Below are 25,371 nucleotides of genomic sequence, written 5' to 3'. Positions count from 1 at the left end.
GACCTGCGACTATTTACTGGTCAGTACCCGCGCGGTACCGTGGGAGGCATGCCAGCTCTGAACGTGGAGTTCAGCGACCGCGAGCTCGAGGACCTGCGGCAGATCGCCAAGGAACGCGGTACGTCGATGAAGGCGCTCGTGCGGGAGGCCGCCGCCGCCGACATAGCCCGGCACCGGGCCCTGCAGGAGGGCGCGGAGGCCTTCCGCCGCTTCTTCTCGGCCCACGCCGACGAGTTCGCGGCCGCTTTCCCCGACGACGAACCACCGCCCGTCAGGGGCGAGGGGCGGGCCGCCTGACCCATGGCAGCGGTCCTGCACATCGACGTGCCCTGGCTGCTCCAGCGCCACGAGGAAGTGCTGCCGGAGCAGCCCACGATCAACGACTTCTCCGCACTGGTCGCCGCCGTCGCGCGGCACCGCGTCGACCCGCCCCGCCTCGGTGTCGACTCCGACCCGGCCTGGCGGGCCGCCGCCCTGCTGCACACCCTCGCCGTGCTCAAGCCGCTGCCCGCGGCCAACGCCCGCTTCGCCTGCGCCACGGCCGTCGCCTACATGTACGCCAGCGACGTCGGCATCGACCCGCCCTACGGCGCCCTCGTCGACCTCGCGCGCGACCTGATGTCCGGCAAGGCCGACGTCTACGGCGCGGCGGACCGGCTGCGCTCCTGGCAGATCTGATCCCCGGCCCGCTCCGGGGTGCACGGAGAAAGGCGAAAGCCGGTGGGAGCGGCACGAGTTGCCCAAGAGTCGTCGCGGAATCTGACCTTCTTTCAAAGCGAGCCGATGTTGCCCGGTCGCCTTGTTGACCATGAGTGGTTTGTGCGAGAGTGAAGCACCCGTGCGGGGGGCAAAGGCCGGGTCTCGCACGCGCGTTGAGGAACCCAGTCCGAATTTCGCCGTGGCGAATTCACGCTCCCCACACCGCGCCCAAAAGGTATGCACCAATCGGCGATCCCTTTTCGGCGACCGGAACTTCTGAGTCACACGCGCGTGGGAAGGAACGACCTCAGTGCCCACCCCCCACCCCCCTCGACCCGCCCATCCGCCCTCGGGCGGTGACCCCGGGGAGTCCGACGAGCTGCTGGCCGCGTGCTTGCGGGACGGCCCGGAGAGCGAGGCCTCCCGGGCCGCGGCCCTCCTCATGGCGCGGCACTGGCAGCCCGCCCACGACTACGCGACCATCTGCCTCGCCACCTCGGCCCAGGTCACCGGCATGGTCACCGGTGCCGCCTGGCATCGGGTCCTGGACCGGCTGGCCCAGGGCGAGCAGGCCACCGCCCTGCGTCCGCGGCTGCTGGTGGCCGTGCGGGACACGGTCCGCCAGTGGTCGGCGGACGAGGGGATATCCGCCGTTCTCCCGCAGTTGCTCAAACCCGCCGGCGGACGTGGCATGCGGGCGGCGAAGTCGATGACTCCGGAAAACCGCACCTTGGCCGCCCGGGCATTCGCGTCACTTCCCGGCCCGGCCCGCTGTTTGCTCTGGCACACGGAGGTCGAAGCCGAACACATAAGTGTCCCGGCCGGTCTGCTCGGCATGGATACCGACACCGCGTCGGTCACTCTCGAACAGGCGCGGGAGAAATTCCGCGAAGGCTGCCTGGACGCCCACCGGCAACTCGCACCCTCCCAGGACTGCCGTTTCCACGGCCGTCTCCTCGACGTACCGATCCGCCGGGGCGGTGCCCTGCTCCCGGACGTCCGCAGGCATCTGGCCGACTGCCGTCACTGCCGGCACGCGGCCGAACAACTCGGCCACTTCGAGCGCGGACTGGACACGCTGATCGCCGAAGCGGTGCTCGGCTGGGGCGCCCGGCGCTATCTCGACTCCCGTCCGGGACGGGCGACGCTGGGCAGCCTCGCCAAGGGGAACGCCCGGCACCGCGGCGGACGCCCGGGCCTGCTGGCCCGCATCCCCGTCCCGGTGCGCCGGCCGCCGGGCCGACCGCGCTCCGGCCGGACGGTGCTCAGGCAGGTCGGTGCCGCGTCGGCGGGAGTACTGACCGTCGTACTCGTGGTGAGCGTGTGGTCGTACGACGGCGGCGGTGCCGATCCGGCCGCCTCCACCAGTGCGGTGGGCGAGGACGGCACGGCCTCCGCCACCAGCCGGCCGAAACCGCCCGGCGCGGCCGGGCTGCCCACGGCGGCGGACCGGGCGCGGCTGCGCAACGTCGCCGCGGACCTCTGCCTCGACGTCCGGGGCGAGCCGAGGGCCGGTGCGGGTGCCCGCCTGGCGGAGTGCTCCGAGGCGTGGACCCAGCAGTGGACCCACGAGGACGACGGGCTGCTGCGCAGCGTCGCCGACCCGGGGCTGTGCCTGGACTCGCAGGCGGACGCCGGAGTCGTCATTCTCGGTACCTGCGCCGACGAGGGCACCGAGCGGGGCGACCATGTGCGCTACGACCTCACCGGGCGGGGTGAGCTGGTGCCGCGCTGGCAGCGGCAGCTCGCCCTCGCCGCCGCCACCACCGCCCCGGACACCGACGTCGTGGTCAAGGTGCACGACGGCTCCGACACCCAGCGCTGGCGGATCGACCCGGCACCTGCGGAGGGCTCTCTGTCCGTCGCCCGCACCGGCACCCCGGCCGCCCGGGCGGTGGAGCTGCCGGGCGGCTGAACGGCACCGCAGGTTTGCCGGTGCGCCGTGGGCGCCTCAGTCGCGCGCCGGTCGTGGCGCCGCCGCGTGCGCACGACCGGCGCCGGACGCGGGGACAGAGCCCCCACGCGAGGCGTCCGCGTCGCGCAGGGGCGGCCCGTTCCGCGCCCCTCTCCGGCGGGTGCGACGGTCGTTCCCGGCCCGTCGTCCGCTTCGGGGGCCCGGCCGGCAGTGGGACTGCCGGACGGCCGAGCGGACCCGCCAGGTCCGGTGGGCAGTCGGCGCCCGGAGAGCGGTGGGGAGCCGACGGCACACTCGCCAGACGCCGGGAACGGATGTCAGGGGCGCGGGCTGAGGTCATGCCGAGGAGTCCGGTCGGGATCGTCCGGTTCGACACGGCGGACGGGGCGCCGGGATCGGCCATGGATGGCCCGGCGCCGCGCGACGCCCGCGCAGCACCACCGGGACGCCTCCCGCCGGGGGCTCGGCAGCGACGACCCCCGCAGGGGGCACAGGGTGCCCTCGTCGAGGTCCCCGGAGTGTGGACCCCAGCGGTGGCGGGCCCGGCGGTCGCCGTCCGGCAGCCACGGGCCCGACGGCGGCCGGGGGATCGGAGGACGGTCACCGCGCCGGATGCCTCGTCGGTGCTGCTCGTCGTCGAATCCGGCGGGTTACACGGGGCTCTCGGTGAGGTCCCCGGGGCCCGGTGTCAGGGGTGAGGCGTGGCCCGACAGGGCCAGGGTGAGGTCCAGTTCGGCGAGCAGGCAGCGGATCACGTGCTCCACGCCCGCCTGCCCGTCCAGGCCCAGGCCGTAGACGTAGGGGCGGCCCAGGAGCACCGCCCGCGCGCCGAGCGCCAGCGCCTTGAAGACGTCGTCGCCGGTGCGCACGCCACTGTCGAACAGCACGGTGAGCCGGTCGCCGACCGCTTCCACCACGCGCGGCAGGGCGTCGGCGGCGGCGACGGAGCCGGCCACCTGACGGCCGCCGTGGTTGGAGACCACCACGCCGTCCATCCCGGCGTCGGCGGCCAGCCGGGCGTCGTCCGGGTGCAGGATGCCCTTGAGCACGATCTGGCCGTCCCAGTTCTCCCGCAGGAACGCCAGATCCGGCCAGGACTTGGCGGGGTCGGAGAACATGCCGACGAAGTGCATCACCGCCGCGTTCGGATCCTCGTGCACGGGGTTGGCCAGACCGGCCCGGAACGCCGGGTCGGAGAAGTAGTTCGCCGTGCCCACCCCGTGCAGGAACGGCAGATACGCCTGATCGAGATCGCGCGGGCGCCAGGACAGCAGGGGAGTGTCCAGGGTGACGAAGAGCGCGCTGTACCCGGCCGCCTTCGCCCGCTCCAGGAAACTGCGGGCCACCTCGCGGTCCTTGGGCCAGTAGAGCTGGAACCAGCGCTCCCCGTCGCCCATCGCCTCGGCGACCTGCTCCATGGGCGTGCTGGACGCGGAGGACAGGACGTACGGCACGCCCTGCGCGGCGGCGGCCCGGGCGGCGGCCGGTTCCGCCTCCGGATGCATGATCGACAGGACGCCGACCGGCGCGAGCGCCAGCGGGGCGGGCAGTGGACGGCCCAGCACCTCGACCGAGAGGTCCCGGTCGTGCACGTCCCGCAGCATGCGCGGGACGATCCGGCGCCGGTCGAGAGCCGCCCGGTTGGCGCGCGCGGTGCTGCCGTTCCCCGCGCTGCCGGCGACGTACCCGACGGGGCCGGGGCCCAGCCGCCGCTCGGTGAGCTCCTCCAGCCGGGTCAGGTCCGTGGGCAGGCGAGGAACGGACCCCGTCATGCCGTTGAGGTAGATCTCGTACTGGAAGTCCGCCCAGTGCTTCGCCATCCCGGGTCCCGCCTCTCGTCGTCGAGTTCGCGTGCCGCCAGCACCATACCCACGAGTATGTCGGGCTCCGCGGCCAGGGTGACGGGCTTGATCCGGGGGTGTTTCCGGCCTATTGGCGAACGTACGGATCACGCCATTCGGCCAGTTCATGACTGAAGTACCGATCAAGAACCGGCCTCTTACGGACTTGGAACGTTCGAATTCTGTGACTTCACGCCACTGATTCAATACGCAAGGTTACCGAAATCCATGGGGTCGAGATGAGTTTCGGAGCCGGACTCGGCAGACTCGCGCTCGCCGTTCCGGCACCCACCGGTCCGGGCCGGCGAAACCACCCTCATCCCGAGCGGAAGGATGCACACAATGCGGAACACCGCGCGCTGGGCAGCGACTCTGGGCCTGACGGCCACCGCCGTCTGCGGGCCCCTCGCAGGGGCCTCCCTCGCCTCCCCGGCCACCGCCCCCGCGTCGCTCTACGCCCCCTCGGCCCTCGTGCTGACCGTGGGCCACGGAGAGAGCGCTGCCATCGCCACACCGGTACGCGCGGTCACCCTGACCTGTGCCCCTCAGACCTCCGGCACCCATCCCGCCGCCGAGGCCGCCTGCGCCGAACTGCGCGGCGCGGGCGGCGACTTCGACGCCCTCAGAGCGGACCCGGGCGTCTTCTGCACCCGCGAGTACGCCCCCGTCGTCGTCACCGTCGACGGCGTCTGGCAGGGCCGGCACGTCTCCTACGAGCGCACCTTCGCCAACGAGTGCGTGAAGAACGCGGGCAGCGACAGCGTCTTCACGTTCTAGGACCGGGGCCGCCCGGCCCGTGCGGCGTGACCGGCTGCTCGCTACTGGGGAGTGCGAGCGCCACCGTACGGGAAGCGCGGTCCCGCACCGGGGACGGCGGACGGAGTGGGGCCGTCCGCCGTTCTCCGGGATCAGGGGGCAGTGAGTCAGTTCTTCGAGTCAGTTCTTGGCAGCCGGCCCGTCGCCCGGGCCGGACGACCTCGCGCGGTGGCTGGTGTCGCACCAGGGGTAGCGCCGGCTGCGGCGACAGGTGCACAGCGCGACCCGGAAGCGGTCGGAGGACACCGTCGTCCCGTCCTCCAGCTCCACCTCCACCGGCCCCTCCACCAGCAGCGGCCCCCGGCGCTGGACCTTGACCCGGACCGGGTCGCCGGACGAGGGACGAGGAGAGTCAGACGGGGAGTTCGGCACGGACGACCACCAGCTCCTCCTCGTCGTCGGCCAGGGGCAGCAGCCCGCGCTGCCGCAGCCAGCGTTCCCGGCCGCGCACCACGGGACCGAACGCGATCCGCCGCCGCCGGGTCACCGCCGCCTTCAGGCCGGCCTCGCGCAGATTGCCGACGGTCCGCTCCGGATCGCTGAGGGCGGACTGCACCAGCAGCAGCACACCGCCGGGGCGCAGCAGGCCGGGTACCTCCCGGCAGATCCGGTCCAGGACCAGCCGGCCGTCGTGGCCCGCGTCCCAGGCCCGCGCCGCACCGCGCGGCGGGCGCCCGCCGCCCGGTGCCGGCACGTACGGCGGATTGGCCAGCACGAGATCGAACGTCTCGCCGTGTACGGGCGTGAAGAGGTTGCCGTGCCGGACCCGGACGCGCAGCCCGGCCCGCGCGGCGTTCAGGCGGGCGGCGCACACCGCGCGCCACGACACGTCGACCGCGGTCACCCGGCCGCCCCGCCGGGCCGCCGCCAGCGCCAGGGCGCCCGTGCCGGTCCCCACGTCGAGTACGGCCGCGCCCGGCGGGAGCGACTCGTCGGACAGCGCCCCGGCCAGCAGGGCGGTGTCCTCCTGAGGGGCATAGACGCCCGGAAGCACCATGAAATTCACGGAACCCAGGTACCCCGTCCGTCACGGAACATGGGCCGCGCCGGACGGCTCGTGGGACAGGGCGGGCAGCCGGGTCCGCAGGGACGACCTGCCGCTTCGCCAGTCGGCGAGCAGCCGGGCCCCGAAGCGGTCCTCCAGATGCCCGGTGGCGTCGATGCCGAAGACGACGTCCGCCGCGAGCTCCGGTTCCTGCTCCAGCAGACCGTCGATCACCTCGTGCCGGACGATCTGCTCGTGCACCGCGTCGGCCTCGACGTGCTCGTCGTAGAAGTGCTCGGCGGCCGGCCCGGCGCCGGTGCGGCGCATCGCCTCGGCGAGCCGCCGCGAACCGGGCGACGAGGTGATCTCGACCGCCGCGAAATGGCCCACCAGAGCGCCGCGCAGGGACCGGTGCAGGCCGAACAGCGACATCATGTTCACCGTGGCGAGGCACTCGGCCGAGGCCGAGTCGAGGTGCCGCCCGTACGCCGTGTCCAGGCTCAGGTCCGTCATCAGGTCGGCGAACAGCCGGGCGTGCACCCGCTCGGCACGGCCGCCGCCGTACTCGTCGAACTCCACCGCCGCCATCGCCGCCTTCGCCCTACCCCACAGCCGCGGCAGCACCCAGGCGTGCGGATCGGCCTCCTTGAGGTGGTACAGGGACCGCTGGGCGGCGTACTCGCGCAGCTGCCACAATTCGCCCTCGTCCCGCAGGAAGTGGCTGACGCCCTTCCCGTCCACGGGCTCGACGAGCAGCGCCCCGACCGCCTCCGCCACACTGTCGTGGACCGGGGTGTCGGCCCGCAGCGCGGACAGGAAGCGGTCCTCCAGGGCGGCCCGGACACGCAGCAGGCCGGGGTCCCACTCGAGGTCGGGGGACACGCCGGCGAAGCCCCGGTAGTGCAGCTCGTAGCACTGGTACAGGGCGAGTTGCAGGTCGTCGCCGTAGGGCGACGCGGCGGCGGCGGTCTCCGGGTCCGGGAGCGGGCCCGTCCCGAGCAGATGAGCGCCGACGGCCGCGGAGAGCGGGCCCCGGGCCGTCGGCGGCTGTGGTCCTTCGCGGTCGAACTCCATGGCACCGCGAGTACCCGCGGGGCGCCGTGGCACCCCCGCTCCCGCCGGTGACGCGTCACTCTCCCTCGGCGTCCTCCTGGGCACCGGTGTTCGGCGACGTCGCGTCACCGGCCTCGCCCCGGCGCGGGCCCTGTTCGGCCTCGGCGTCGCGGGGCCTGGCCTCCTCGATCTCGCGCAGGACCTCCTCGACGGCGGTCTCGGGCTGCTTGTGGTCGGAATCGCCGTTGTCGGACACGGATGTCTCCTCTCCTCGTACGGTTCGATCTTCATGCAGGGACGGGCGGTCGGTCCGCGAGCGCGGTCAGCTCGACGTGCCCGCGATGCGCAGGGGCACCGCGGCCGGGACGGTCACCTCGTCGCTGTGGCGGGTGACCTCCGCCCACCAGGCGGGGCCGTCCTCGATGTGGCGCAGCAGGATGCCCTCGCGGATCGCCCACGGGCAGAGCGTGACCGACTCCAGGCCGGTCAGCTTCATCGCGGTGTGCCCGACCACCGCCCCGGCCAGGCTCTGCGCCGCGCGCGGCGCGGAGATGCCCGGCAGCCGGGCCCGCTCGTCGGCGGTCAACGCGGCGAGGCGGTCGGCCGCCTCACCCAGGTCCGAGCAGAGCATCCGGCGCTCCACGAACGGGCCGTGCCGGCCGGGAGGCGCCCCGCACAGCCGGCCCAGCTGCTGGAAGGTCCGGGAGGTCGCCACCGCGGTGCGCGGCCCCTCCCAGCGGATCCGCGCGGCGACGTCCCGCAGCTGATGGCGGATCTTGCGGCGCATCGCCCGGACCTGCTCAGGCGGCGGCGCGTCCTCGCCGCCCGCCAGGAACTCGTGGGTCAGCCGGGCCGCGCCCAGCGGCAGCGAGGCGACGAAGTCGGGCAGCCGGCCGCGGCCGAAGGCGATCTCCAGCGAGCCGCCGCCTATGTCGAGCAGCGCGAGCGGCCCGGACCGCCAGCCCATCCAGCGCCGGGCCCCGAGGAAGGTCAGCTCCGCCTCCACCTCGCCCGGCAGGGTGCACAGGGCGACGCCGGTACGGGCACGGACGGTGCGCAGCACCTCCCGCCGGTTGGGCGCGGCCCGCACCACGGCCGTCGCGAAGGCCAGCGGGCCGGCCGCGCCCCACCGGGCCGCCGTCCGGCTGGCGCCCTCGACCGCCTCGACGAGCCGCTCCACGGCCTCCTCGGGCACCGGGTCCCCCGGCTTGACCTGCTCCGACAGCCGCAGCCGCCACTTCGCGGTGTGGACCGGCAGCGGCACCCCGCCCTCCGCGTCCGCCACCATGAGCCGGACCGTGTTCGACCCCACATCCACCACGCTGATACGCATGAAGGCGCAGGTACCCATTTCCGGCCGGTCCAAGGGCCTCCCCGGCGGGTACGGCCGGAAACCGCACGGTCCGTCTCAGGCCAGCTGCCGCCGCACCAGCTCGTGCAGCCGGCCGCCCGTGTCCGCGAGCAGCTCGGCGGGCGGGCCCTGCTGGGCGACCTTGCCGTCCTCCATCACGATCACGCGGTCGGCGTCCAGCACCGTGGACAGGCGGTGCGCGATCACCACCCGGGTCGCGTCGATGGCCTTGGTCGACTCGATCACCCGGCGCTGTGTCTCGTTGTCGAGGGCGCTGGTCGCCTCGTCGAAGAAGAGGATGCGCGGCCGGCGGATCAGCGCCTGCGCGATCATCAGCCGCTGCCGCTGGCCGCCGGAGACCGCCCCGCTGCCCGAGACGATGGTGTGCAGCCCCATCGGCATCCGCTTGATGTCCTCGGCGAGCCCCGCCATCTCGGCCGCCGCCATCGCCTCCTCCGGCGTATACGGTTCGGTGCCGCAGATGACGTCCAGGATGGAGCCGTTGAACGGCTGGGCGTGCTGGAGCACCACCCCGCACTGCCGGCGCACCGCCGACTGGTCGAGCGCGGCCAGGTCCTGGCCGTCGTACAGGACGCTGCCCGACAGCGGCCGGTCGAAGCCGATCAGCAGCCGCAGCAGCGTCGACTTGCCGCAGCCGCTCGGCCCGACGACCGCCACGAACTCGCCCGGCCGTACGTCGAAGGAGACGTCGTCCAGGACCAGCGGCCCGTCGTCGGTGTACCGGAACGACAGCCGGCGCGCCTCGATCGCCCCCGACAGCGGCCCCGGCCGGGTGCTGGCCGTGCGCACCTCGGGCGTGGCGTCCAGGACCGGACGGATCTCCTCGAACAGCGGCAGCGCGGCCACCGCCGACACGAACGCGCCGGTCAGCTGGGTGACCGAGGTCAGCAGCATCGTCACCGACGCGTTGAAGGTGAGGAAGTCGGCCGCCGACATGGAGCCGCGGGCCGGACCGGCCAGCAGCATGAACATCAGCAGCGTGGCCAGCGGCAGGTACACCGCGCCCAGCACCGCGTTGAGGTTCTTGATCCGGCCCGCCCGCTGCTGGAGCTCCCGGCTGCGCGCGAACTGCTCCGCCCACGCCGCGTACGCGTAGTTCTCGGCCGCCGCCACCCGCAGCTTGGGCAGCCCGCGCAGGGTCTGGAACGCCTGGTTGTTCAGCTTGTTGGTGAGCTTCACCAGCCGCCGCTGCCAGCGCACCTGCCACAGCCCGAGCCCCAGGAACACGCCCGCGACGACCACCAGCATGCCGATCGCCGCGAGCGCCATCGGCACGCTGTACCAGAGCAGCAGCGCCAGGTTCATCGCCCCGACGGTCACCGACTGGGCCACCGTCGGACCGACGCCCGCCAGCAGTCTGCGGATCGCGCTGATGCCCATGGCCGCACTCGCCAGCTCACCGGTGGAACGCTCGGTGAAGAACTTCGTCGGCAGCCGCAGCAGCCGGTCCCACACGGCGGGCTGGAGTGTTGCCTCGACGCGACCCTCCAGCCGCAGGATGGTGAGGTTCTGCAGCAGCATGAACGCCGCCGCGACGACACCGCTCAGCATCACCGCGAGACACACCTGCGCGATCAGCCCGGTCTGGGCCTTCGGCACGAACTCGCCGAGCACCTTGCCGGTCGCGACCGGCACCAGCGCGCCCAGCGCCACCGTCACCAGTCCGGCGAGGAGCAGCCCGGTCAGATCACCGCGCGTACCCGTCAGACAGAACCGCAGCAGCCGCAGCGGGCTGAGCCGCCGCTCGGGCAGCGGCCGGTAGAACATCACCGCCCGCTCCTCGAACTCCTCGGCGTTCGCCTTCTCGACCGGCGTCTCCCGGCCGGTCGCCGGATGGACGGCCACATAGCCGCCGCGCCGCCACAGCAGCGCCACCGGCGCCCCCGACAGGGCCCGGTGGCCGACCAGGGGGCCGACGTCGTCCCGCCACCAGCGGTCGTCCAGCCGCACGGTGCGGGTCCGCAGGCGCGAGGCGACGGCGATCCGCTCCACCGGGTCGATCCGGTCGCTCTCTGTGCCGTTCTGCGCGGGCTCGGCGAGCGGAATCCCGGCGGCGCGGGCGACGAGCCTGCACGCCGCGTACGTGGCGTCGGCGTCGGCGGCCGTACCGCGCTGTCCCGACCGCTTGCCGATGGAGGCCAGCAGCGTCCGGTCCGCCTGGGCGCGCACCGCCTCACCGGCCTTGATGCCGGCCGCCGTACGGGTCTCGTGGGTGCGTTCCAGCTGCTCGATCCAGCGGTCCAGCGTGGTCAGCAGCCGGTACTGCTGGTCGACCATGCTCTGCCACAGCGCGGGGTCCATCAGCAGGTCGGCGGCGGCCTCGTCGCCGTACACCGCCCCGTACTGCACGCTGCCCGGCGGGACCTGCATCCAGAACACGTCGTCGTCGGTGGGTGCCGCCGCGCGTTCGACGGGCATCGGCGCCTGGAAGAGGACGGTGAGGCCGCGGCCCACCCCCAGGGCGAGGGCGTACTCCAGCGGGCTCGTCGTGGGCGGCACGTACTGGGGGTTGCCGTACTCGTCGTACGACCAGGTCTGGGTGCTCGCCGGCTGGTACAGCTCGCGCAGCCCGATGCGGTGCACCACGCAGTCCCGCGACGGACGGGCGACCAGCGTGTGCCGGGGCCCGGTGACCGGGCCGAGCAGCACCGCGCCCGCCTGAAGCCGGCCCAGGTGGTGCCAGTGGCCCTGCTCCCCGGCGTCCACCGCGAACAGGTCCACCGCGCCGGACGCCACCAGCCACAGCACCTGCGGCCCTTCCAGGTCCAGGCGGCCGAACCCGGCGCAGTCCACGCGGGTGCCCAGTGAGCCCAGCGCCCCGAGGACGAGGTCGCCCTGTCCTTCGTGCACGGTCGTCATCTCAACGCTCCCTGACCAGCGCCGCGTAGGCGCCCCCGTGCGCCACCAGCGCCTCGTGCCGGCCCCGCTCCACGACCGTGCCGTGCTGGAGCACGACGATCTCGTCGCTGTCCCGCACCGTGCTCAGCCGGTGCGCGATCACCACACAGGCACAGCCGCGCCGGCGCAGGTTGTCCATGACCACCAGCTCGGTCTCCGCGTCCAGGGCGCTGGTCACCTCGTCGAGGACGAGGATGCTCGGCCGGCGCACCAGGGCCCGCGCGATCTCCAGCCGCTGACGCTGCCCGCCGGAGAAGTTCCGGCCGTCCTGCTCCACCTTGCTGTGGATGCCGCCCGGCCTGCGCATCACGATGTCGTACAGCGCGGCGTCCCGCAGCGCGTCCACCACGGCGTCGTCGGGGATCGACGGGTCCCACAGGGCCACGTTGTCGCGCACGGTGCCCTCGAAGAGGAACACGTCCTGGTCGACGAAGGAGACGGAGGAGGCGAGCGCCCCGCGCGGGATGTCCTCCAGCCGCTGCCCGTCGATGCGGATGACACCGTCCCAGGGCGCGTACAGGCCCGAGATCAGCCGGGACACCGTGGACTTGCCGCTGCCCGACCCGCCGACCAGCGCCACCTGCTGCCCCGGCCCGACGGTCAGGTCGAAACCGGTGAGCAGCGGCTTGTCCAGCGGGTTGTAGCCGAAGGAGACGTTCTGCAGCTCGACGTGGCCGTGCAGCCTGCGGGTGGAGTCGGCGGCGCCGCCCGGCCGGTCGTAGAGCGGGTCGGTGCGGAAGTTCTCCACGTCCTTGAGCCGGGCCACGTCGGCCGCGAAGTCCTGGATGCGGCCCGCGACGCCGTTCAGCCGGGTCAGTGGGGCCGTGAAGCGGACCACCAGCGCCTGGAAGGCGACCAGCAGACCGACCGAGATGTGGCCCTCGACCGCCCGCATGCCGCCGATCCACAGGATCAGCCCGCTGTTGAGCGTCGCCAGCGTCGGCGCGACCACGCCCAGCCAGGCGCTCGGCACCCCGAGCCGCTGCTGCTCCTCCAGCGTGGTCGCGTGCTGCCCCGCCCACTTGCGGAAGTAGCCGTCCTCACCGCCGGTCGCCTTCATCGTCTCGATCAGCTGGAGACCGGTGTACGCGGTGTTGGTCAGCCGCGCCGTGTCCGCCCGCAGCTTCGCCGTACGGGTCGCGCGCAGCCGGATGACGATGCGCATCGCGAGGATGTTGAGCAGCGCCACGCCGATGCCCACGAAGGTGAGCTGGGGGTCGTACGTGTACAGCAGCACGGCGTACAGGACGACGACGATCGCGTCCACGCCCGCCGCCGCGAGGTCGCGGGCCAGTGTCTCGGCGACCGCGTCGTTCGACTGGAGTCTCTGCACCAGGTCGGCCGGGCTGCGCTGGGAGAAGAAGGTGACCGGCAGCCGCACCAGATGGCGCAGGAAGCGGGCGCTGGAGAGGGTGGAGGAGATGATGCGGCCGTGCAGCAGATTCGCCTGCTGGAGCCAGGTCAGCACGATCGTGAGCAGCACGCAGGCGCCCATCGACGCGAACAGCACGCCCAGCAGCGAGGTCTGCCCGCCGATCAGGAACATGTCGATATAGGTACGGCTGAGCGCGGGCACGGCCGCGCCGACCGCCACCAGCAGCAGGCTCGCCAGCAGGGCGGCGGGCAGCGTGCCCGCGGTGCCGCGCAGCCGGGCCGGCATCGCGCCCAGCACGCCCGGTTTGCGGCCGCCCCGGGCGAAGTCCTCGCCGGGCTCCATGGTCAGCACGACCCCGGTGAACGACCCGTCGAACTCCTCCAGGGACACGAAACGGCGGCCCTTGCCGGGGTCGTTGACGAACACCCCGCGGCGGCCGAAACGGCGCCCCACGCCGTCGTAGACGACGTAGTGGTTGAACTCCCAGAACAGGATGGCCGGCGCCGTCACCTCCGCCAGCGCGGCCAGGTCCATCTGCATGCCCTTGGCGGTGAAGCCGTAACTCCGGGCCGCCTTGAGCAGGTTGCTGGCGCGCGAGCCGTCGCGGGAGACGCCGCAGGCGATGCGCAGCTCCTCCAGCGGGACGTGCCTGCCGTAGTGGGCGAGCACCATGGCGAGGGAGGCGGCGCCGCACTCCACGGCCTCCATCTGGAGCACGGTGGGCGTGCGCACCGTCTTCGCCCGCGCCTTGGGCACGCCGCGCTTCGGCGGGGCGGCACGGCGTCTGCTCCGGGTCTGCTCTGCTGTGGTCTCCTGTGCGGTGCTCACGGCAGCAGCCAATCGACGGGACGCTGATCGGCCAGCCGGATGGACCCCGTGGCCATGGTCATGGAGGTCAGCTCGAACGGGGGTCCGTCCGCGGACGACCACTCGTAGCCGCTCTTCGTGGACTTCGAGGTGTCCAGCCGGACCGTCACGGCCACCGGCCTGCCCTCCTTGGTGAACTGCTCGCCGAGCTGGCTGTCGCCGAGGAACGCGGCGATGGTCTGCGCCGACTGCGCCGAGCGGTCCACCGACTTCACCTCCCCGTGCAGGACGCCGTACTGCTGGGCCGGCACCGACTGGACGGTCAGGTCGACGGAGGCGTGCGCGGGGATGGCGGCGGCGTTCTCGGCGGGGACGTAGACGGTGGCGTAGAGCGGGTCGTCGGCGTGGGCGACCTTCTCGACGGCGGCGACGTTCGCCCCGGTCCGGATGATCTGCCCGACGGTGGCGGCGAGCGCGCTGACCCGTCCCGCGTCGATCGTGCGGACCACGGTCTCGCCCTCGCTCGTACGCACCTTCAGCACGGGGGAGTCGGCGGGCAGCCGCTGACCCTGGCGCGCGAGTACGGCGGTGACCTGGCCGGAGACGGGGCTCTGGAGGAGGTAGCTGCCCTGGCCGTGGGTGAGGACGGCGGGGGCGCTGACGGTGGAGGCCACCGACCCGCCCACCGCCCACACGGACGCGGCGGCCATGGCGAGAACGGTCACGGAGAGCACCAGCCAGCCCTGCGGGCGGGCGAAACGCACCGGGAGGTCGAGCTCCTCCGGCGACTGGAGTTTGGCGAGGGCCTGTTGGCGGAACTGCACGTCGGACGTATCCCAGTGTCTTGCGGGGAGCCGCGGGGAAACCGCCGAGAAGCCCCGGAGCCTGGCTGGCTCCGGGACTCAGCGGTACCAGGGCGCGATCAGAGACCGGCGACCAGGTTGGTGACCGGGGCCGTGTTCAGGCCGGTGACGCCCTCGACGGTGCCGATGGCGGTGTTGACCAGGCCGGAGACCGGGGCGATGCCGTCCACCAGGCCGGTGACGGTGCCGACGGCGTTCACGTTCAGGCCGCCGGAGACGTTGTCGAGGTCGGCGTCGGAGATCTCGACGGTCTCAACCTGGGGGGTGGAGTTCATGATGGAACTTCCCTTCGTATAGCCATTTCACAAGGGGGGAGCGGCCCCCTCTGGGGACAGATGACGGCCGCGACCGCGGGCGCCGGGCGCCCGTTTCCGGAGCCCTCCGCGGCCCCCGCGGTGCGATGGATCAAAGCACGCGGCCGGTCCGCCCTTCCAATCAATCACCCCCTCCCACCAGGGCACTTGCGACGCCCAGGCACCCAAGCGTGCAGGTGTGCGCACGCCTTCGCGGCGACTTCTTCACACGCGGCGCGACATCGGCCCGTGCGACCCCTTGCCCGTACGCAGGCGAATCCGGCACTCCCGCCCCAAAGACGTGCGGGGTGGTGCGGGGTTGTGCAGATCCGCCAACGGGGGTGACCGGGTTGGGCATTCGATGTGCAGATTCGCTGAAGCAGAGATTCCGCTCCGTGATCGGAACAGACCGTTGCCGACCGTATACGGGGAGTGCTGATCCGGTGTGATCGCACGGCGCGGCTGAACGCCCCGTCCCGCCCGTGCGTACCAAGTGCCGTCCAGGCGCCCGTCCCAGGAGGTCGATCAGGTTGAGTCACAAGCGAATTCCGAAGCGCAGGGCCGCGATGGCGGCGGGCGCCGTGGTGGCACTCGGCGCCGCCGCCGTCCTGCTGCCCAACGCCAACGCCTCCCAGGACGGCGACGGAGCCGACGACACGGCGGCGGCGCCGAGGACCCTCAAGGCGGCGGACGCGTCGGATCTCGCCTCACAGCTCGCCGGCCTGCTCGGCGACGCCTTCGCCGGCTCCTACTACGACGCCGACGAGCAGCAGCTCGTCGTCAACGTCGTGCCCGGCGACAACAACCAGATCATCGTGCAGGCGAAGCAGGCCGGCGCGGACGTGCGTGAGGTCGACAACAGCATGAGCGAGCTGCGGACCGGCGCGCGGACCCTGAAGTCCGAGGCGACCATCCCGGGCACCTCGTGGGCGATCGACCCGCGCACCAACAAGATCCTGGTCACCGCCGACAGCACCGTCACCGGCGCCGAGTGGGACCGGCTGGAGTCCACGGTCGAGGACCTCGGCGTGGGCATGGCGACCGTCAAGAGGTCCGCCGGCACCTTCAAGACCTTCGTCTCGGGCGGCGACGCCATCTTCGGCGGCGGCGCGCGCTGCTCGCTCGGCTTCAACGTCACCGCGGGCGACGGCGCACCCGCCTTCCTGACGGCCGGTCACTGCGGCGTCGCGGACGACCAGTGGTCCGACGCGCAGGGCGGAGCGCCGATCGGCACCGTCGACCAGGCGGTCTTCCCCGGCCAGGGGGACTTCGCGCTCGTCCGCTACGACGACCCCGCGACCCAGGCGCCGAGCGAGGTCAACCTCGGGGACCAGACCATCCGGATCAGCCAGGCCGCCGAGGCGACGGTCGGTCAACAGGTCTTCCGGATGGGCAGCACGACCGGACTGGCCGACGGACAGGTCCTCGGCCTCGACGCCACCGTCAACTACCCCGAGGGCACGGTCACCGGCCTCATCCAGACGAACGTGTGCGCCGAACCGGGCGACAGCGGCGGCTCCCTGTTCACCCAGGACGGCCTGGCGATAGGCCTGACCTCGGGCGGCAGCGGCGACTGCACGGTCGGCGGCGAGACCTTCTTCCAGCCGGTCACCACCGCGCTGGAGGCCGTCGGCGCCACGCTGGGCGGCGACGCCGCAGGCAACGGGCAGGAGGACGGAGGCGGGGACGCCGGTGACGGCACGGGTGCCGGCGGCGAGGACGGCTCCGGTCTCACGGGCTGAGCCGGACACCGCGCACCGGCACCCGTGGCGGGGCCGGTGCGCCACCCCCGCTCGCGTCCCGCGTCAGACAGGCGCCCGCAGCAGCATCAGCGCGATGTCGTCGAGCCGTTCCCCCGCGCCCGCCTCGTCCCGCACCAGCCGGTCGGCCAGCTCGTCCAGCGGCAGGTCCCCGGCCTCGGCCAGCCGTCGCCCCAGGTCGGTGAGCGCGTCGTCGAAGTCGACGCCGGGGGATTCCACCAGCCCGTCGGTGTAGAGCGCGAGCAGGGTGCCCGGGGCGAGCTCGACCTCCGTGCGCGGATAGTCCGCCGCGGGATCGATGCCCAGCAGCGGACCGCCCGGGACGTGGAGCACTCCCACCCCGCCGTCCGGGCGACGCAGCAGCGGCGGCGGATGGCCCGCGCGGGCCAGCACCGCCCGCCCGCGCCCCGCGTCCAGCCGCAGGTACAGACAGCTGGCGTACAGCTCGGTGCCCAGGTCGATCAGCAGCCGGTTGGTGCTGCGCACGACCTCCTCCGGCGCCTGCCCGACGGCCGTGTACGCGCGAACCGCCGTGCGCACCTGTCCCATCAGCCCGGCCGCCGTCACGTTGTGGCCCTGTACGTCCCCGATCACCGCCGCCGCGGTGCCCCGGGCCGGGACCAGGTCGTAGAAGTCGCCGCCGATGTCCATGCCCCGGGTGGCCGGCAGATAGCGGGCGGCGGCCTCGACGCCGGGCACCGCCGGCAGCGAGTGCGGCAGCAGGGCCTCCTGCAGCCCGTGCGCCAGCCGGTGCTTGGCGTCGTAGAGCAGGGCCCGGTCCAGGGCCTGCGCGACCAGCCCGGCCAGGCTGGTCAGGATCGCCCGCTCCTCCGTGGTGAAGGAGTGCGGACGCTCGTAGGCGAGCAGGCAGGTGCCCACCGGCCGTCCCGAGGCGATCAGCGGCAGGAACGCCCAGGCCGCGAAGCCGTCGTGCGTGCCCCGCCGCGCCGGGTACAGGCGCTCCAGCTGCTCCCAGGACTCGAAGAACGCGGGCACACCCGTCCGGAGAACCTGCGTACCGGGGATCCGCATGGTGAGCGGCGTCCCGTCGAAGCGTTCGGCGACCGCCGGATCGGGATAGCCGCGGTGCCCCAGCACGTGCAGCCGGCCGGCCCGCGAGCCCAGGACGACCAGGCCCTGGCTGCCCACCGTCGGGGCGATCTCGTCCGCGATCAGCTGCACCACGTCCTGCACGCCCACCGCCTCGGAGAGCGCACCGGTCAGGCTCACCACCTGCGAGATGGTCACCAGCCGGGCCCGTGGCGCGGCGGCGTCGCCCGCCGTGGCACCGCCCGGTTCCGGCCGGGACAGACCCCGGGCCCGGCTGACGCGGACGCTCAGCCCGGTCCGGGTCGGGTACAGCCGGAACGACAGCCAGTCGCCGGGCGGCCGCAGCGCGACGAACGAGGTGGCCTGCTGGCTGAGCAGCGCCGCCCGGTACCGGTCCTCGTACACCGGGTCGTTGAGCCACGGCACCGCCGTCCACAGCTGGGTGCCGAGCAGTGTGCCGACCGGGACGTCCAGGAGTTCGGCCGCCGCCGGATTGGCGTAGCCGACTCTGCCGTGCAGGTCGAGGGAGCACAGCCCGTACGGCAGCCGCCCCACCATCCGCACGGCCTCCAGGGAGCCGAGCGTGCCGGGCGCGCCGCCGACCACCGGCGCGGCCAGCAGGTCCGGCTCCGGGTGCACGGGAACGCTCGCCGCGGCCGCCCGTTCGAGCCGGACGGCGAGCCGCCCGCAGGCCGCCGTGAGATGGTCGCGGTCCCGCGCCGACAGCTCCGCGGAACGGGAGCCGGGCCAGGTCAGGAAGACCGCGCCGTACGCCGCGGAGCCGGTGGCGACGGGGAGCGCGACCAGGGCGAACGGATAGGGCAGCACCACGGCGACCCTCGGGTAGCGCCGCGCCATCTCCTCACCGTCGCCGACCCAGACCAGCCGCCGCTCGCGCACGGCGTCCGCCACCGGCACCGGGGAGTGCAGCGTCACCCGCTCCCAGGGCGCCGCGAACGCCCTCGGCAGCCCTGCCATCACCGCCATCTCCAGGACCGGCGGATCCGCGCCGAGCAGGTACACCGCCCCGGAGTGCGCGTGGACGTCCTCCATCATCGCGGCCAGCGCCAGCGACAGCACCGGGTGGGAGCCCGGCGCCGGCGCGGCGGGTGTCGCCGGTGACGACGACCGTTCGTCGGACACACCGACCACCTCCTCGCACGGCCGTGGTCCTTGCCCCGGTTCAAATCTCCTCCCCGGCGGCCCGCACCGCACGGCGAGCGCGGAAGCCGTTGGGGAGCCCCCGCGCATCCTCACGCGAGACGCCCTCCCGGGCCGAGTGGCCCGCCGTGTGTCCCGCGCCGCCCGCGCAGCCCGGACCCTTTCCCCTCCCGATCGACTCTTCCCGCCCCGCAGGGGCTGCGCCGATGTCCCACAAGCGCTGTAATGGCGGCGTGGTCAGTGAGGGCGCGGTGGAACGCGGAGCGAGGACGCTGCGTGCCGAGGGTGCCCTGAAGGCGATCGCCTCCGTGCCGGACCCGGCGGAGCGGTTGCGCCGCGTGCTCGAACAGGCGCTGGTCTTCGCCGGGGCTTCCTTCGCCGCCCTCTACACACCCGGCGAGAATCCCGAGCTGCTCTGCCTGGCGGAGTCGGTGGGCGTGCCGCGCACCCTGTACGGCGTGCGCGACGGCTACCCCGTCTCGGGCGGCTCCCCGGTGGCCGACGCGCATCGTGAGGGGACGCCGGTGTGGCTCGGTCCCGAGGAGTTCGCCGGTTCGGCGGAGTCCCGGCACGTGCCGTCGAGCGGCTTCTCCCTCGCCACCCTGCCCGTGCGCGGCGACGGCGGCGGCTGCCTCCTCGCCCTGACCGAGCGCCCGGAGGGCTTCGGCGCCGAGGACCGGGCCTGCCTGGAGCTGATCGCCGAAGCCGTCACCGGCCCGGCGCCCGCCCCGGTCCCGGCCGCCGACGGCGAGGAACTGCGGCCCGGTGCCTTCTCGCTGGCCATGGACACCGGCCGGGTCGAGGTCGGCGACGACATCCTGCGGCTGTTCGGCCTCGCGCCCGGCGAGTTCGACGGCAAGGTCGAGACGCTGCTCGGCCTCGCCGTGCCCGAGGACCTCCCCTCGCTGATGTCGGTCACGGAGGCCGACCACATGTCCATCGGCGACCGCGAGTTGGAGTTCCGCGTGCTCCAGCCCACCGGCCCGCCGAAGTGGCTGCGGCTCAGCGGCCGCCTGCTGCCCGGCGGCGAGGGCCGGCCCGCCCGCCTCGTCGGCACCGTCGCCGACGCCTCCACCCTGCGACCCGACGTGACCGACGTGGCCCGCGTCCAGCGCCTCGCCGCCGCGCTGGCCACCGCCGGCACCGTCCGCGACGTCAGCCAGGCCGTGGTCGCCGCTCTGCGCCGGCCCCTGCGCGCCGACCGGATCGCGCTGGCCGAGCTGGAGAACGACCGTCTCGTCGTCACCGTCCTCGACCCGCCCGAGCCCGAGTCCTGGCCCGAGCTGTGGCGGCTGGAGTGGCGCACCGAGTGGCCCGACGCGCCGGTGCGTGCCATGCCCACCCTCGCCGCCGCGCTGCGCGAGGGCCGCGCCCGGATCTGGCCGGCCGGCACCGGCGACCTGGAGCCCGCCCTCGCCGACGTCGGCCCCGGCGGCCTCGCCGTACTTCCGCTGCCCGCCGGCGGCCGCATGGCCGGCGCCTGCCTGATCGGCTGGGACACCCCGCACGACTTCGGCCCCGACGAACGCGCCCTGCTCACCGCGTCCGCCGGCCTCGCCGGTCAGGCCCTGATGCGCGCCCACGCCTTCGACGCCGAGCACGAGCTCGTCGGCATGCTCCAGCGCCAGCTGCTGCCGCGCCGCCTGCCGAAGCTGCCCGGCGCGGTCGCCGTCGCCCGCTACCTGCCCAGCACGGCCGGACTGGAGCTGGGCGGCGACTGGTACGACGTGATCCCGCTGCCCGACCACCACGTCGCCCTCGTCATCGGCGACGTCCAGGGCCACAGCGCCGGCGCCGCCACCCTGATGGGCCAGATGCGCACCGCCCTGCGCGCCTACGCCGCCGAAGGCCATCCACCGGACGTGGTGGTCTCCCACGCCAACCGGCTGCTGATGGACATGGAGACCGACCTCTTCGCCACCTGTGTCTACGTCGACCTCGACATGGAGGCCGGTGCCGCCTGGTGCGTGCGGGCCGGGCACCCGCCCCCGGTGCTGCGCCACCCCGACGGGAGCACCGAGATCGCGGAGGCGGAGGGCGGCCCGCCGCTGGGCGTGGTCCGGCAGGCCGACTTCCCGATGAGCCCGCTGCGCCTGCGCCCCGGCACGCTGATCGCCCTCACCACGGACGGCCTCGTGGAGTCCGCCGACGCCGACATCGACGAGGGCATCGACCGCTTCGCACACGCGCTGGCCGTCTCCGACCCCGCCCACCTGGGGCTGGTCGCCGACGCCCTGCTCGGAGGCGCCCGCCGCAGCGACGACGTCGCCCTGCTGCTGGTGCGCTACGACGGCATGGCGGTGCGGCCGCTGAGGGAGAGCTGGTCGGTGTGGCGGCTGCCCGAGGCCGTACGCCACGCCCGCCGCTTCACCCGGCGCACCCTGCGCTCCTGGGGCGTGCCGGACGACGACGTCGACGGCGTCCTCCTGATCGTCTCCGAACTGGTCACCAACGCCCTCGTGCACACCGACGGCCAGGTCCGCCTCGACCTGGCCCTGATCAACGGCCGGCTGCGCGTGGCGGTCGCCGACGCCTCGCCCCGTACGCCCGTCAAGCCGACCAGCATCGGCTGGGAGGCCACGGGCGGACGCGGCATCCTCCTGGTCGAGGCGATGTCGGCGACCTGGGGGACCCTGCCGGTCAGCGGCGGCAAACAGGTCTGGAGCGAGGTCCCGGTGGGCCGCCGCCCGGGACAGGTGCCGGCGCCGCCCGGTCGGGTACCCGACGGTCACACCACGACCGAGCGAGCAGAGTGAGGGATCACGCCATGACCCAGTACGTCCGCGACATCATGACCGGCCACCCGGTGACCGTGGAGCCGCAGACCTCCGTGACCGCGGTGGCCCGTCTCATGCGCGACCGGGACCTCGGCGCCGTCCTGGTCACGGACGGCGACGAGCTGCGTGGACTCGTGACCGACCGTGACCTGGTGATCCGGTCCGTCGCGGACGGCGGCGACCCGGAGCAGACCACCGTGGCCGGCGCGTGCAGCGACGACCTGGTGACCGTACGGTCCGACGAGGAGCTGGACCACGCTGTCGAGGTGATGCGCGAACACGCCGTGCGCCGGGTGCCGGTCGTCGACGACGGCCGCCCCGTCGGCATCGTCTCCCTCGGCGACCTGGCCATGGAGCGCGACCCGGAGTCGGCGCTGGGCGACATCAGCGTGGCCCGGCCCAACCCGTAGGCCCCGCACCCCTGGTGTTTCGCTAGAACCCGTCTGGGGACCCGTCGGGCGACGGTGCCGGACACAGAAGGCAGAAGGAAGATGATGCTCCGTGACCACGGACACCAGTGAGAAACCCGTCGCCCGCCGCCAGGAGACCGGCTGGTCCACCGCCCGCCGGCTGCGCGGCCGCGGCGCGATGCGCACCTGGATACCGGCCGTCGAGGACGGCACGAGCGCACGCGCACCGCGGACGGGGCAGGAATCGAACATCGTCAGGGGCGAGGACTGAACCGTCCCGAAGACGAAGCACACCCCAGCGCGCCGGCCATGTGCCGGCGCGGTGCACGTCCGGACCGGCCGCCGACCACGCGCGGCCCGCGGGTAATGTCGGCGAAGGCTCCGCCCGTCCGTCCGCCCCACCCCGCAAGGCACAGAACCGTCCATGAACCTCCTGGTCACCGGCGCAGCCGGCTTCATAGGCTCCCGATACGTCCGGACCCTGCTCGCCTCGGACGCGCCCGACGCGCCGCGGATCACGGTCCTGGACAGCCTCACCTACGCCGGCACCCTCGACGCCCTCGCACTCGGCCACCCCCGGCTGGACTTCGTGCACGGCGACATCCGCGACGCCCCGCTGGTCGACAAGCTGATGGCCGACACCGACCAAGTGGTGCACTTCGCCGCCGAGTCCCACGTCGACCGGTCGATCGACGCCGCCGCCGACTTCGTGCTCACCAACGTCGTCGGCACCCAGACGCTGCTGGACGCGGCCCTGCGGCACGGCACGGGCACCTTCGTGCACGTCTCCACCGACGAGGTCTACGGCTCGGTGGAGTCCGGTTCGGTGACGGAGGAGCACCCGCTGCGGCCCAGCTCCCCGTACGCCGCCTCCAAGGCCTCGGCCGACCTGCTCGCCCTCTCCTACCACCGCACCCACGGCCTGGACGTGCGGGTGACCCGGTGCTCCAACAACTACGGCCCGTACCAGTTCCCCGAAAAACTCGTGCCGCTGTTCGTCACCCACCTCCTCGACGGCCGGAAGGTCCCGCTGTACGGCGACGGGCGCAACGTCCGCGACTGGCTCCACGTGGACGACCACTGCCACGGCGTCGACCTGGTCCGCACCCGGGGCCGGGCCGGCCAGGTCTACAACATCGGCGGCGGCACCGAACTGACCAACCGCGAACTCACCGGCCTGCTGCTCGACGCCTGCGGCGCCGGCCGGGACCGGGTCGAGTACGTCGCCGACCGCAAGGGCCACGACCTGCGCTACTCGGTCGACTGGAGCAAGGCCCGCGACGAACTGGGCTACCGCCCCGGCCGGGACTTCACCGCCGGGCTGGCCGACACCGTCGCCTGGTACCGGGACCACCGGGCCTGGTGGGAGCCGCTCAAGCGGAGGACGGGGCCCGCCGCATAGGCTGGGTCCGTGCGACTGCTGCTCATGTCCGACACCCACCTGCCGAAGCGGGCGAAGGAACTGCCGGAACCGCTGCTGGCGGAGATCCCGCGCGCCGACGTCGTCGTGCACGCGGGGGACTGGGTCGACACGGCCACACTCGACCTGCTGGAGCACCGCAGCCACCGGCTCGTCGGCGTGTACGGCAACAACGACGGGCCCGGCCTGCGCGCCCGGCTGCCCGAGGTGGCCCACGCGGACCTCGGCGGTCTGCGCTTCGGCGTCGTCCACGAGACGGGCGCCGCCCAGGGGCGCGAGCGGCGCTGCGCCGCCCGCTTCCCGGACCTCGACGTCCTGGTCTTCGGACACAGCCACATCCCCTGGGACACCACCGCCGACACCGGCCTGCGGCTGCTCAACCCCGGCTCGCCGACCGACCGGCGCCGCCAGCCGTACTGCACCTACATGACGGCCACCGTCGCCGACGGCCGACTCGGGGAGGTCGAACTGCACCGGCTGCCGCGGCGGTAGCGGGCCGGTTCAGCCGGCGGACGGGCCCGTCCAGTCCGCCGCCACGTGTCCGATCCGGACCCGCTGGGGGTGGTCGCCCACCGGTACCGACACCGACTTCTCGCCGGTCGCGAAGTCGATGGCGGTCACCTGGTCGGCGCCGCTCTCGGAGACCACGCAGTGGGTGCCGTCGCCGCTGACTGTGGCCCAGTACGGCTTCGCGGCGGTGACCAGCGGACCCTCCCGCAGCGTCGCGCGGTCCACGACCGTCGCGTAGTCGTCCATCGTGCCCGCGACGCACAGCTTGGTGCCGTCCGGGCTCATGGAGATGCCGTGGTGCCGCGAGTCGTTGACCCAGGTGGTGCGGTCGTCGCTGGTGGCCGGGTTCTCGGGCAGGGTCTTGGTGCGGGTGATGCGGTCGGTGGCGATGTCGTACTCGAAGAAGCCGTTGAAGAACGACACCTGGAAGTACAGCTTGGACTCGTCCGGCGAGAAGACGGCGGGCCGCACGGCGTCGGACCGGTCGCCGAGACCGATCGCGTCGAGGCGCTCGCGCATGTCGATCACCTTGACCTGCTCGTACGTCGTCGCGTCCACTACGGTGATGCGCCGGTCGCCCTTGGTCCAGTCCAGCCAGGGGGCGTCGAGCGCGGTGTTCACCTCGCCGATGGACATGTTCCAGATGTACTTGCCGTCGCGGGTGAAGATGTTCTCGTGCGGCTTGTCGCCGGTGCCGAAGGAGCCGAGCTCCTCCCCCGACTCGATGTCCAGCACGTGCACGGTGTTGGAGGTGGACGCCGACACCGCGACCCGGGTGCCGTCGGGGGAGACCGCCATGTGGTCGGAGCGGTAACCCGAGACGGGGAAGCGCCAGTTGATGTCGCCGGTGGCGAGGTCGACGGACACGACGTCCGCGAAGCTCGGCCGGGAGACCACCACCGACGAGCCGTCCGGTGTCGAGTACATGTCATCGACGAACTGGTCGTGGCCCTCGCCGACGCTGTTGCGGATGGCCTGGAAGTAGATCCACTTGATCGGGTCGGCGTTGATCTCCGCCATCCGCTCCGCCTTGTCCGGGATGACGTTGATCCGGCCGATTCTCGCGAAGTCGCCGGTGGACCGGATGACGTCGGCGGTGCCGTCCCAGTTGTTGCCGACGAACATCACCTCGCGCAGACCGGCGGGGGAGTCGGGGGTGGCCGCCGCGCCGGTCGTGGGAGCGGCGGCGGTGAGGGCGAGTGCGGCGGCGACGGCGGCGGCGCGGAGGTGCCTGGTTCGACGGGCAGGCATGCTGCTCTCCTCTGGCGGTGGGCGTGGTGGGGGGGGCGATGGCGCGCCGGCGCGCTGGCGCGCGAATTCTGAACACAGCCGCTTTCAGAGTGAACTTACTGCAAAGTAAGGAAGG

The 25,371-nt window shown here is 73.4% G+C and carries 22 protein-coding genes; 10 read left to right on the top strand and 12 right to left on the bottom strand.

Going from position 1 to position 25,371, the window contains the following annotated elements; all coding sequences use genetic code 11:
• Positions 1–48 precede the first annotated feature (48 nt).
• From KUM03_RS24215 to KUM03_RS24205, 3 genes are all read left to right on the top strand, one after another.
• Positions 49–297, top strand: coding sequence for a hypothetical protein (locus KUM03_RS24215; protein ID WP_030975726.1), 249 nt, complete (start codon positions 49–51; stop codon positions 295–297).
• Between the two features lie 3 nt (positions 298–300).
• Positions 301–678: a toxin Doc gene (locus KUM03_RS24210; RefSeq protein ID WP_073728655.1), complete on the top strand. Its 378-nt coding sequence runs from the start codon at positions 301–303 to the stop codon at positions 676–678.
• A 331-nt stretch (positions 679–1,009) separates the two neighbouring features.
• Positions 1,010–2,614: an RICIN domain-containing protein gene (locus KUM03_RS24205; RefSeq protein WP_217251384.1), complete on the top strand. Its 1,605-nt coding sequence runs from the start codon at positions 1,010–1,012 to the stop codon at positions 2,612–2,614.
• A gap of 650 nt (positions 2,615–3,264) precedes the next feature.
• On the opposite strand, the gene KUM03_RS24200 is transcribed toward KUM03_RS24205, so the two are convergent.
• A complete protein-coding gene (locus KUM03_RS24200; protein ID WP_217251383.1) occupies positions 3,265–4,434 on the bottom strand; it encodes a lactate 2-monooxygenase in 1,170 nt (389 codons plus the stop codon).
• A gap of 363 nt (positions 4,435–4,797) precedes the next feature.
• On the opposite strand from KUM03_RS24200, the gene KUM03_RS24195 reads away from it, so the two are divergent.
• Positions 4,798–5,232 carry a protease inhibitor gene (locus KUM03_RS24195; RefSeq protein ID WP_217251382.1) on the top strand — a complete coding sequence of 145 codons (435 nt, stop codon included), beginning with the start codon at positions 4,798–4,800 and terminating at the stop codon, positions 5,230–5,232.
• Between the two features lie 159 nt (positions 5,233–5,391).
• On the opposite strand, the gene KUM03_RS24190 is transcribed toward KUM03_RS24195, so the two are convergent.
• The 9 genes from KUM03_RS24190 to KUM03_RS24150 form a co-directional block, all read right to left on the bottom strand.
• Entirely contained in the window at positions 5,392–5,643 is a 252-nt protein-coding gene (locus KUM03_RS24190) for a CDGSH iron-sulfur domain-containing protein (protein ID WP_217251381.1), read from the bottom strand.
• A complete protein-coding gene (locus KUM03_RS24185; protein WP_217251380.1) occupies positions 5,624–6,268 on the bottom strand; it encodes a HemK2/MTQ2 family protein methyltransferase in 645 nt (214 codons plus the stop codon). The genes KUM03_RS24190 and KUM03_RS24185 overlap by 20 nt, the downstream gene beginning before the upstream one ends.
• A gap of 30 nt (positions 6,269–6,298) precedes the next feature.
• Positions 6,299–7,330, bottom strand: coding sequence for an iron-containing redox enzyme family protein (locus KUM03_RS24180; RefSeq protein WP_217251379.1), 1,032 nt, complete (start codon positions 7,328–7,330; stop codon positions 6,299–6,301).
• Positions 7,331–7,385: 55 nt separating this feature from the next.
• Complete coding sequence (locus KUM03_RS24175; protein ID WP_217251378.1) at positions 7,386–7,565, bottom strand: hypothetical protein; 180 nt, start codon at positions 7,563–7,565, stop codon at positions 7,386–7,388.
• Positions 7,566–7,631: 66 nt separating this feature from the next.
• Positions 7,632–8,642 (bottom strand): Ppx/GppA family phosphatase, encoded by a 1,011-nt coding sequence (locus KUM03_RS24170; RefSeq protein ID WP_217251377.1) that lies wholly within the window; start codon positions 8,640–8,642, stop codon positions 7,632–7,634.
• A 75-nt stretch (positions 8,643–8,717) separates the two neighbouring features.
• Positions 8,718–11,540, bottom strand: a complete 2,823-nt coding sequence (locus KUM03_RS24165; RefSeq protein WP_217251376.1) for an NHLP bacteriocin export ABC transporter permease/ATPase subunit — start codon at positions 11,538–11,540, stop codon at positions 8,718–8,720.
• 1 nt (position 11,541) lies between these two features.
• Entirely contained in the window at positions 11,542–13,710 is a 2,169-nt protein-coding gene (locus tag KUM03_RS24160) for an NHLP family bacteriocin export ABC transporter peptidase/permease/ATPase subunit (RefSeq protein ID WP_217251443.1), read from the bottom strand.
• 68 nt (positions 13,711–13,778) lie between these two features.
• Positions 13,779–14,585 (bottom strand): HlyD family efflux transporter periplasmic adaptor subunit, encoded by an 807-nt coding sequence (locus KUM03_RS24155; RefSeq protein WP_217251375.1) that lies wholly within the window; start codon positions 14,583–14,585, stop codon positions 13,779–13,781.
• 98 nt (positions 14,586–14,683) lie between these two features.
• Positions 14,684–14,899, bottom strand: a complete 216-nt coding sequence (locus tag KUM03_RS24150) for a hypothetical protein (protein ID WP_073728672.1) — start codon at positions 14,897–14,899, stop codon at positions 14,684–14,686.
• A gap of 548 nt (positions 14,900–15,447) precedes the next feature.
• Here KUM03_RS24150 and KUM03_RS24145 point away from each other — a divergent pair.
• On the top strand, positions 15,448–16,659 hold the full coding sequence (locus KUM03_RS24145) for a S1 family peptidase (protein ID WP_217251374.1): 1,212 nt from the start codon (positions 15,448–15,450) through the stop codon (positions 16,657–16,659).
• Positions 16,660–16,722: 63 nt separating this feature from the next.
• Here KUM03_RS24145 and KUM03_RS24140 read toward each other — a convergent pair whose 3' ends face one another.
• A complete protein-coding gene (locus tag KUM03_RS24140) occupies positions 16,723–18,879 on the bottom strand; it encodes a SpoIIE family protein phosphatase (RefSeq protein WP_308406396.1) in 2,157 nt (718 codons plus the stop codon).
• Between the two features lie 215 nt (positions 18,880–19,094).
• Between KUM03_RS24140 and KUM03_RS24135 the strand changes: the two genes are divergently transcribed.
• The 5 genes from KUM03_RS24135 to KUM03_RS24115 all read left to right on the top strand — a co-directional run bounded on the left by KUM03_RS24135 (position 19,095) and on the right by KUM03_RS24115 (position 23,987).
• A complete protein-coding gene (locus tag KUM03_RS24135) occupies positions 19,095–21,644 on the top strand; it encodes a SpoIIE family protein phosphatase (RefSeq protein WP_254399732.1) in 2,550 nt (849 codons plus the stop codon).
• Between the two features lie 11 nt (positions 21,645–21,655).
• Positions 21,656–22,075 carry a CBS domain-containing protein gene (locus tag KUM03_RS24130; RefSeq protein ID WP_217251373.1) on the top strand — a complete coding sequence of 140 codons (420 nt, stop codon included), beginning with the start codon at positions 21,656–21,658 and terminating at the stop codon, positions 22,073–22,075.
• Positions 22,076–22,166: 91 nt separating this feature from the next.
• Entirely contained in the window at positions 22,167–22,346 is a 180-nt protein-coding gene (locus tag KUM03_RS24125; RefSeq protein ID WP_217251372.1) for a hypothetical protein, read from the top strand.
• Positions 22,347–22,499: 153 nt separating this feature from the next.
• Complete coding sequence (rfbB, locus tag KUM03_RS24120) at positions 22,500–23,477, top strand: dTDP-glucose 4,6-dehydratase (RefSeq protein WP_217251371.1); 978 nt, start codon at positions 22,500–22,502, stop codon at positions 23,475–23,477.
• Between the two features lie 9 nt (positions 23,478–23,486).
• Positions 23,487–23,987 carry a metallophosphoesterase gene (locus KUM03_RS24115; protein ID WP_217251370.1) on the top strand — a complete coding sequence of 167 codons (501 nt, stop codon included), beginning with the start codon at positions 23,487–23,489 and terminating at the stop codon, positions 23,985–23,987.
• Positions 23,988–23,996: 9 nt separating this feature from the next.
• Here the strand turns inward: KUM03_RS24115 and KUM03_RS24110 are convergent, their stop codons facing one another.
• Positions 23,997–25,256: a YncE family protein gene (locus KUM03_RS24110; protein ID WP_217251369.1), complete on the bottom strand. Its 1,260-nt coding sequence runs from the start codon at positions 25,254–25,256 to the stop codon at positions 23,997–23,999.
• Positions 25,257–25,371: the final 115 nt, after the last annotated feature.

This window comes from Streptomyces sp. AC602_WCS936, assembly GCF_019049125.1.
In the GTDB taxonomy this organism is placed as follows: domain Bacteria; phylum Actinomycetota; class Actinomycetes; order Streptomycetales; family Streptomycetaceae; genus Streptomyces.
Note: the sequence above shows the minus strand (reverse complement) of the source record. Positions and strands in the feature narration are given on the sequence as shown.

What these genes read in the sequence shown, in the direction of transcription:
- KUM03_RS24215 (WP_030975726.1), top strand. Translation starts at nt 49, where the DNA reads ATGCCAGCTCTGAACGTGGAGTTCAGCGACCGCGAGCTCGAGGACCTG.
- KUM03_RS24210 (WP_073728655.1), top strand. Translation starts at nt 301, where the DNA reads ATGGCAGCGGTCCTGCACATCGACGTGCCCTGGCTGCTCCAGCGCCAC.
- KUM03_RS24200 (WP_217251383.1), bottom strand. Translation starts at nt 4,434, where the DNA reads ATGGCGAAGCACTGGGCGGACTTCCAGTACGAGATCTACCTCAACGGC.
- KUM03_RS24195 (WP_217251382.1), top strand. Translation starts at nt 4,798, where the DNA reads ATGCGGAACACCGCGCGCTGGGCAGCGACTCTGGGCCTGACGGCCACC.
- KUM03_RS24185 (WP_217251380.1), bottom strand. Translation starts at nt 6,268, where the DNA reads ATGGTGCTTCCGGGCGTCTATGCCCCTCAGGAGGACACCGCCCTGCTG.
- KUM03_RS24180 (WP_217251379.1), bottom strand. Translation starts at nt 7,330, where the DNA reads ATGGAGTTCGACCGCGAAGGACCACAGCCGCCGACGGCCCGGGGCCCG.
- KUM03_RS24170 (WP_217251377.1), bottom strand. Translation starts at nt 8,642, where the DNA reads ATGCGTATCAGCGTGGTGGATGTGGGGTCGAACACGGTCCGGCTCATG.
- KUM03_RS24165 (WP_217251376.1), bottom strand. Translation starts at nt 11,540, where the DNA reads ATGACGACCGTGCACGAAGGACAGGGCGACCTCGTCCTCGGGGCGCTG.
- KUM03_RS24150 (WP_073728672.1), bottom strand. Translation starts at nt 14,899, where the DNA reads ATGAACTCCACCCCCCAGGTTGAGACCGTCGAGATCTCCGACGCCGAC.
- KUM03_RS24135 (WP_254399732.1), top strand. Translation starts at nt 19,095, where the DNA reads ATGTCCCACAAGCGCTGTAATGGCGGCGTGGTCAGTGAGGGCGCGGTG.
- KUM03_RS24130 (WP_217251373.1), top strand. Translation starts at nt 21,656, where the DNA reads ATGACCCAGTACGTCCGCGACATCATGACCGGCCACCCGGTGACCGTG.
- rfbB (WP_217251371.1), top strand. Translation starts at nt 22,500, where the DNA reads ATGAACCTCCTGGTCACCGGCGCAGCCGGCTTCATAGGCTCCCGATAC.
- KUM03_RS24110 (WP_217251369.1), bottom strand. Translation starts at nt 25,256, where the DNA reads ATGCCTGCCCGTCGAACCAGGCACCTCCGCGCCGCCGCCGTCGCCGCC.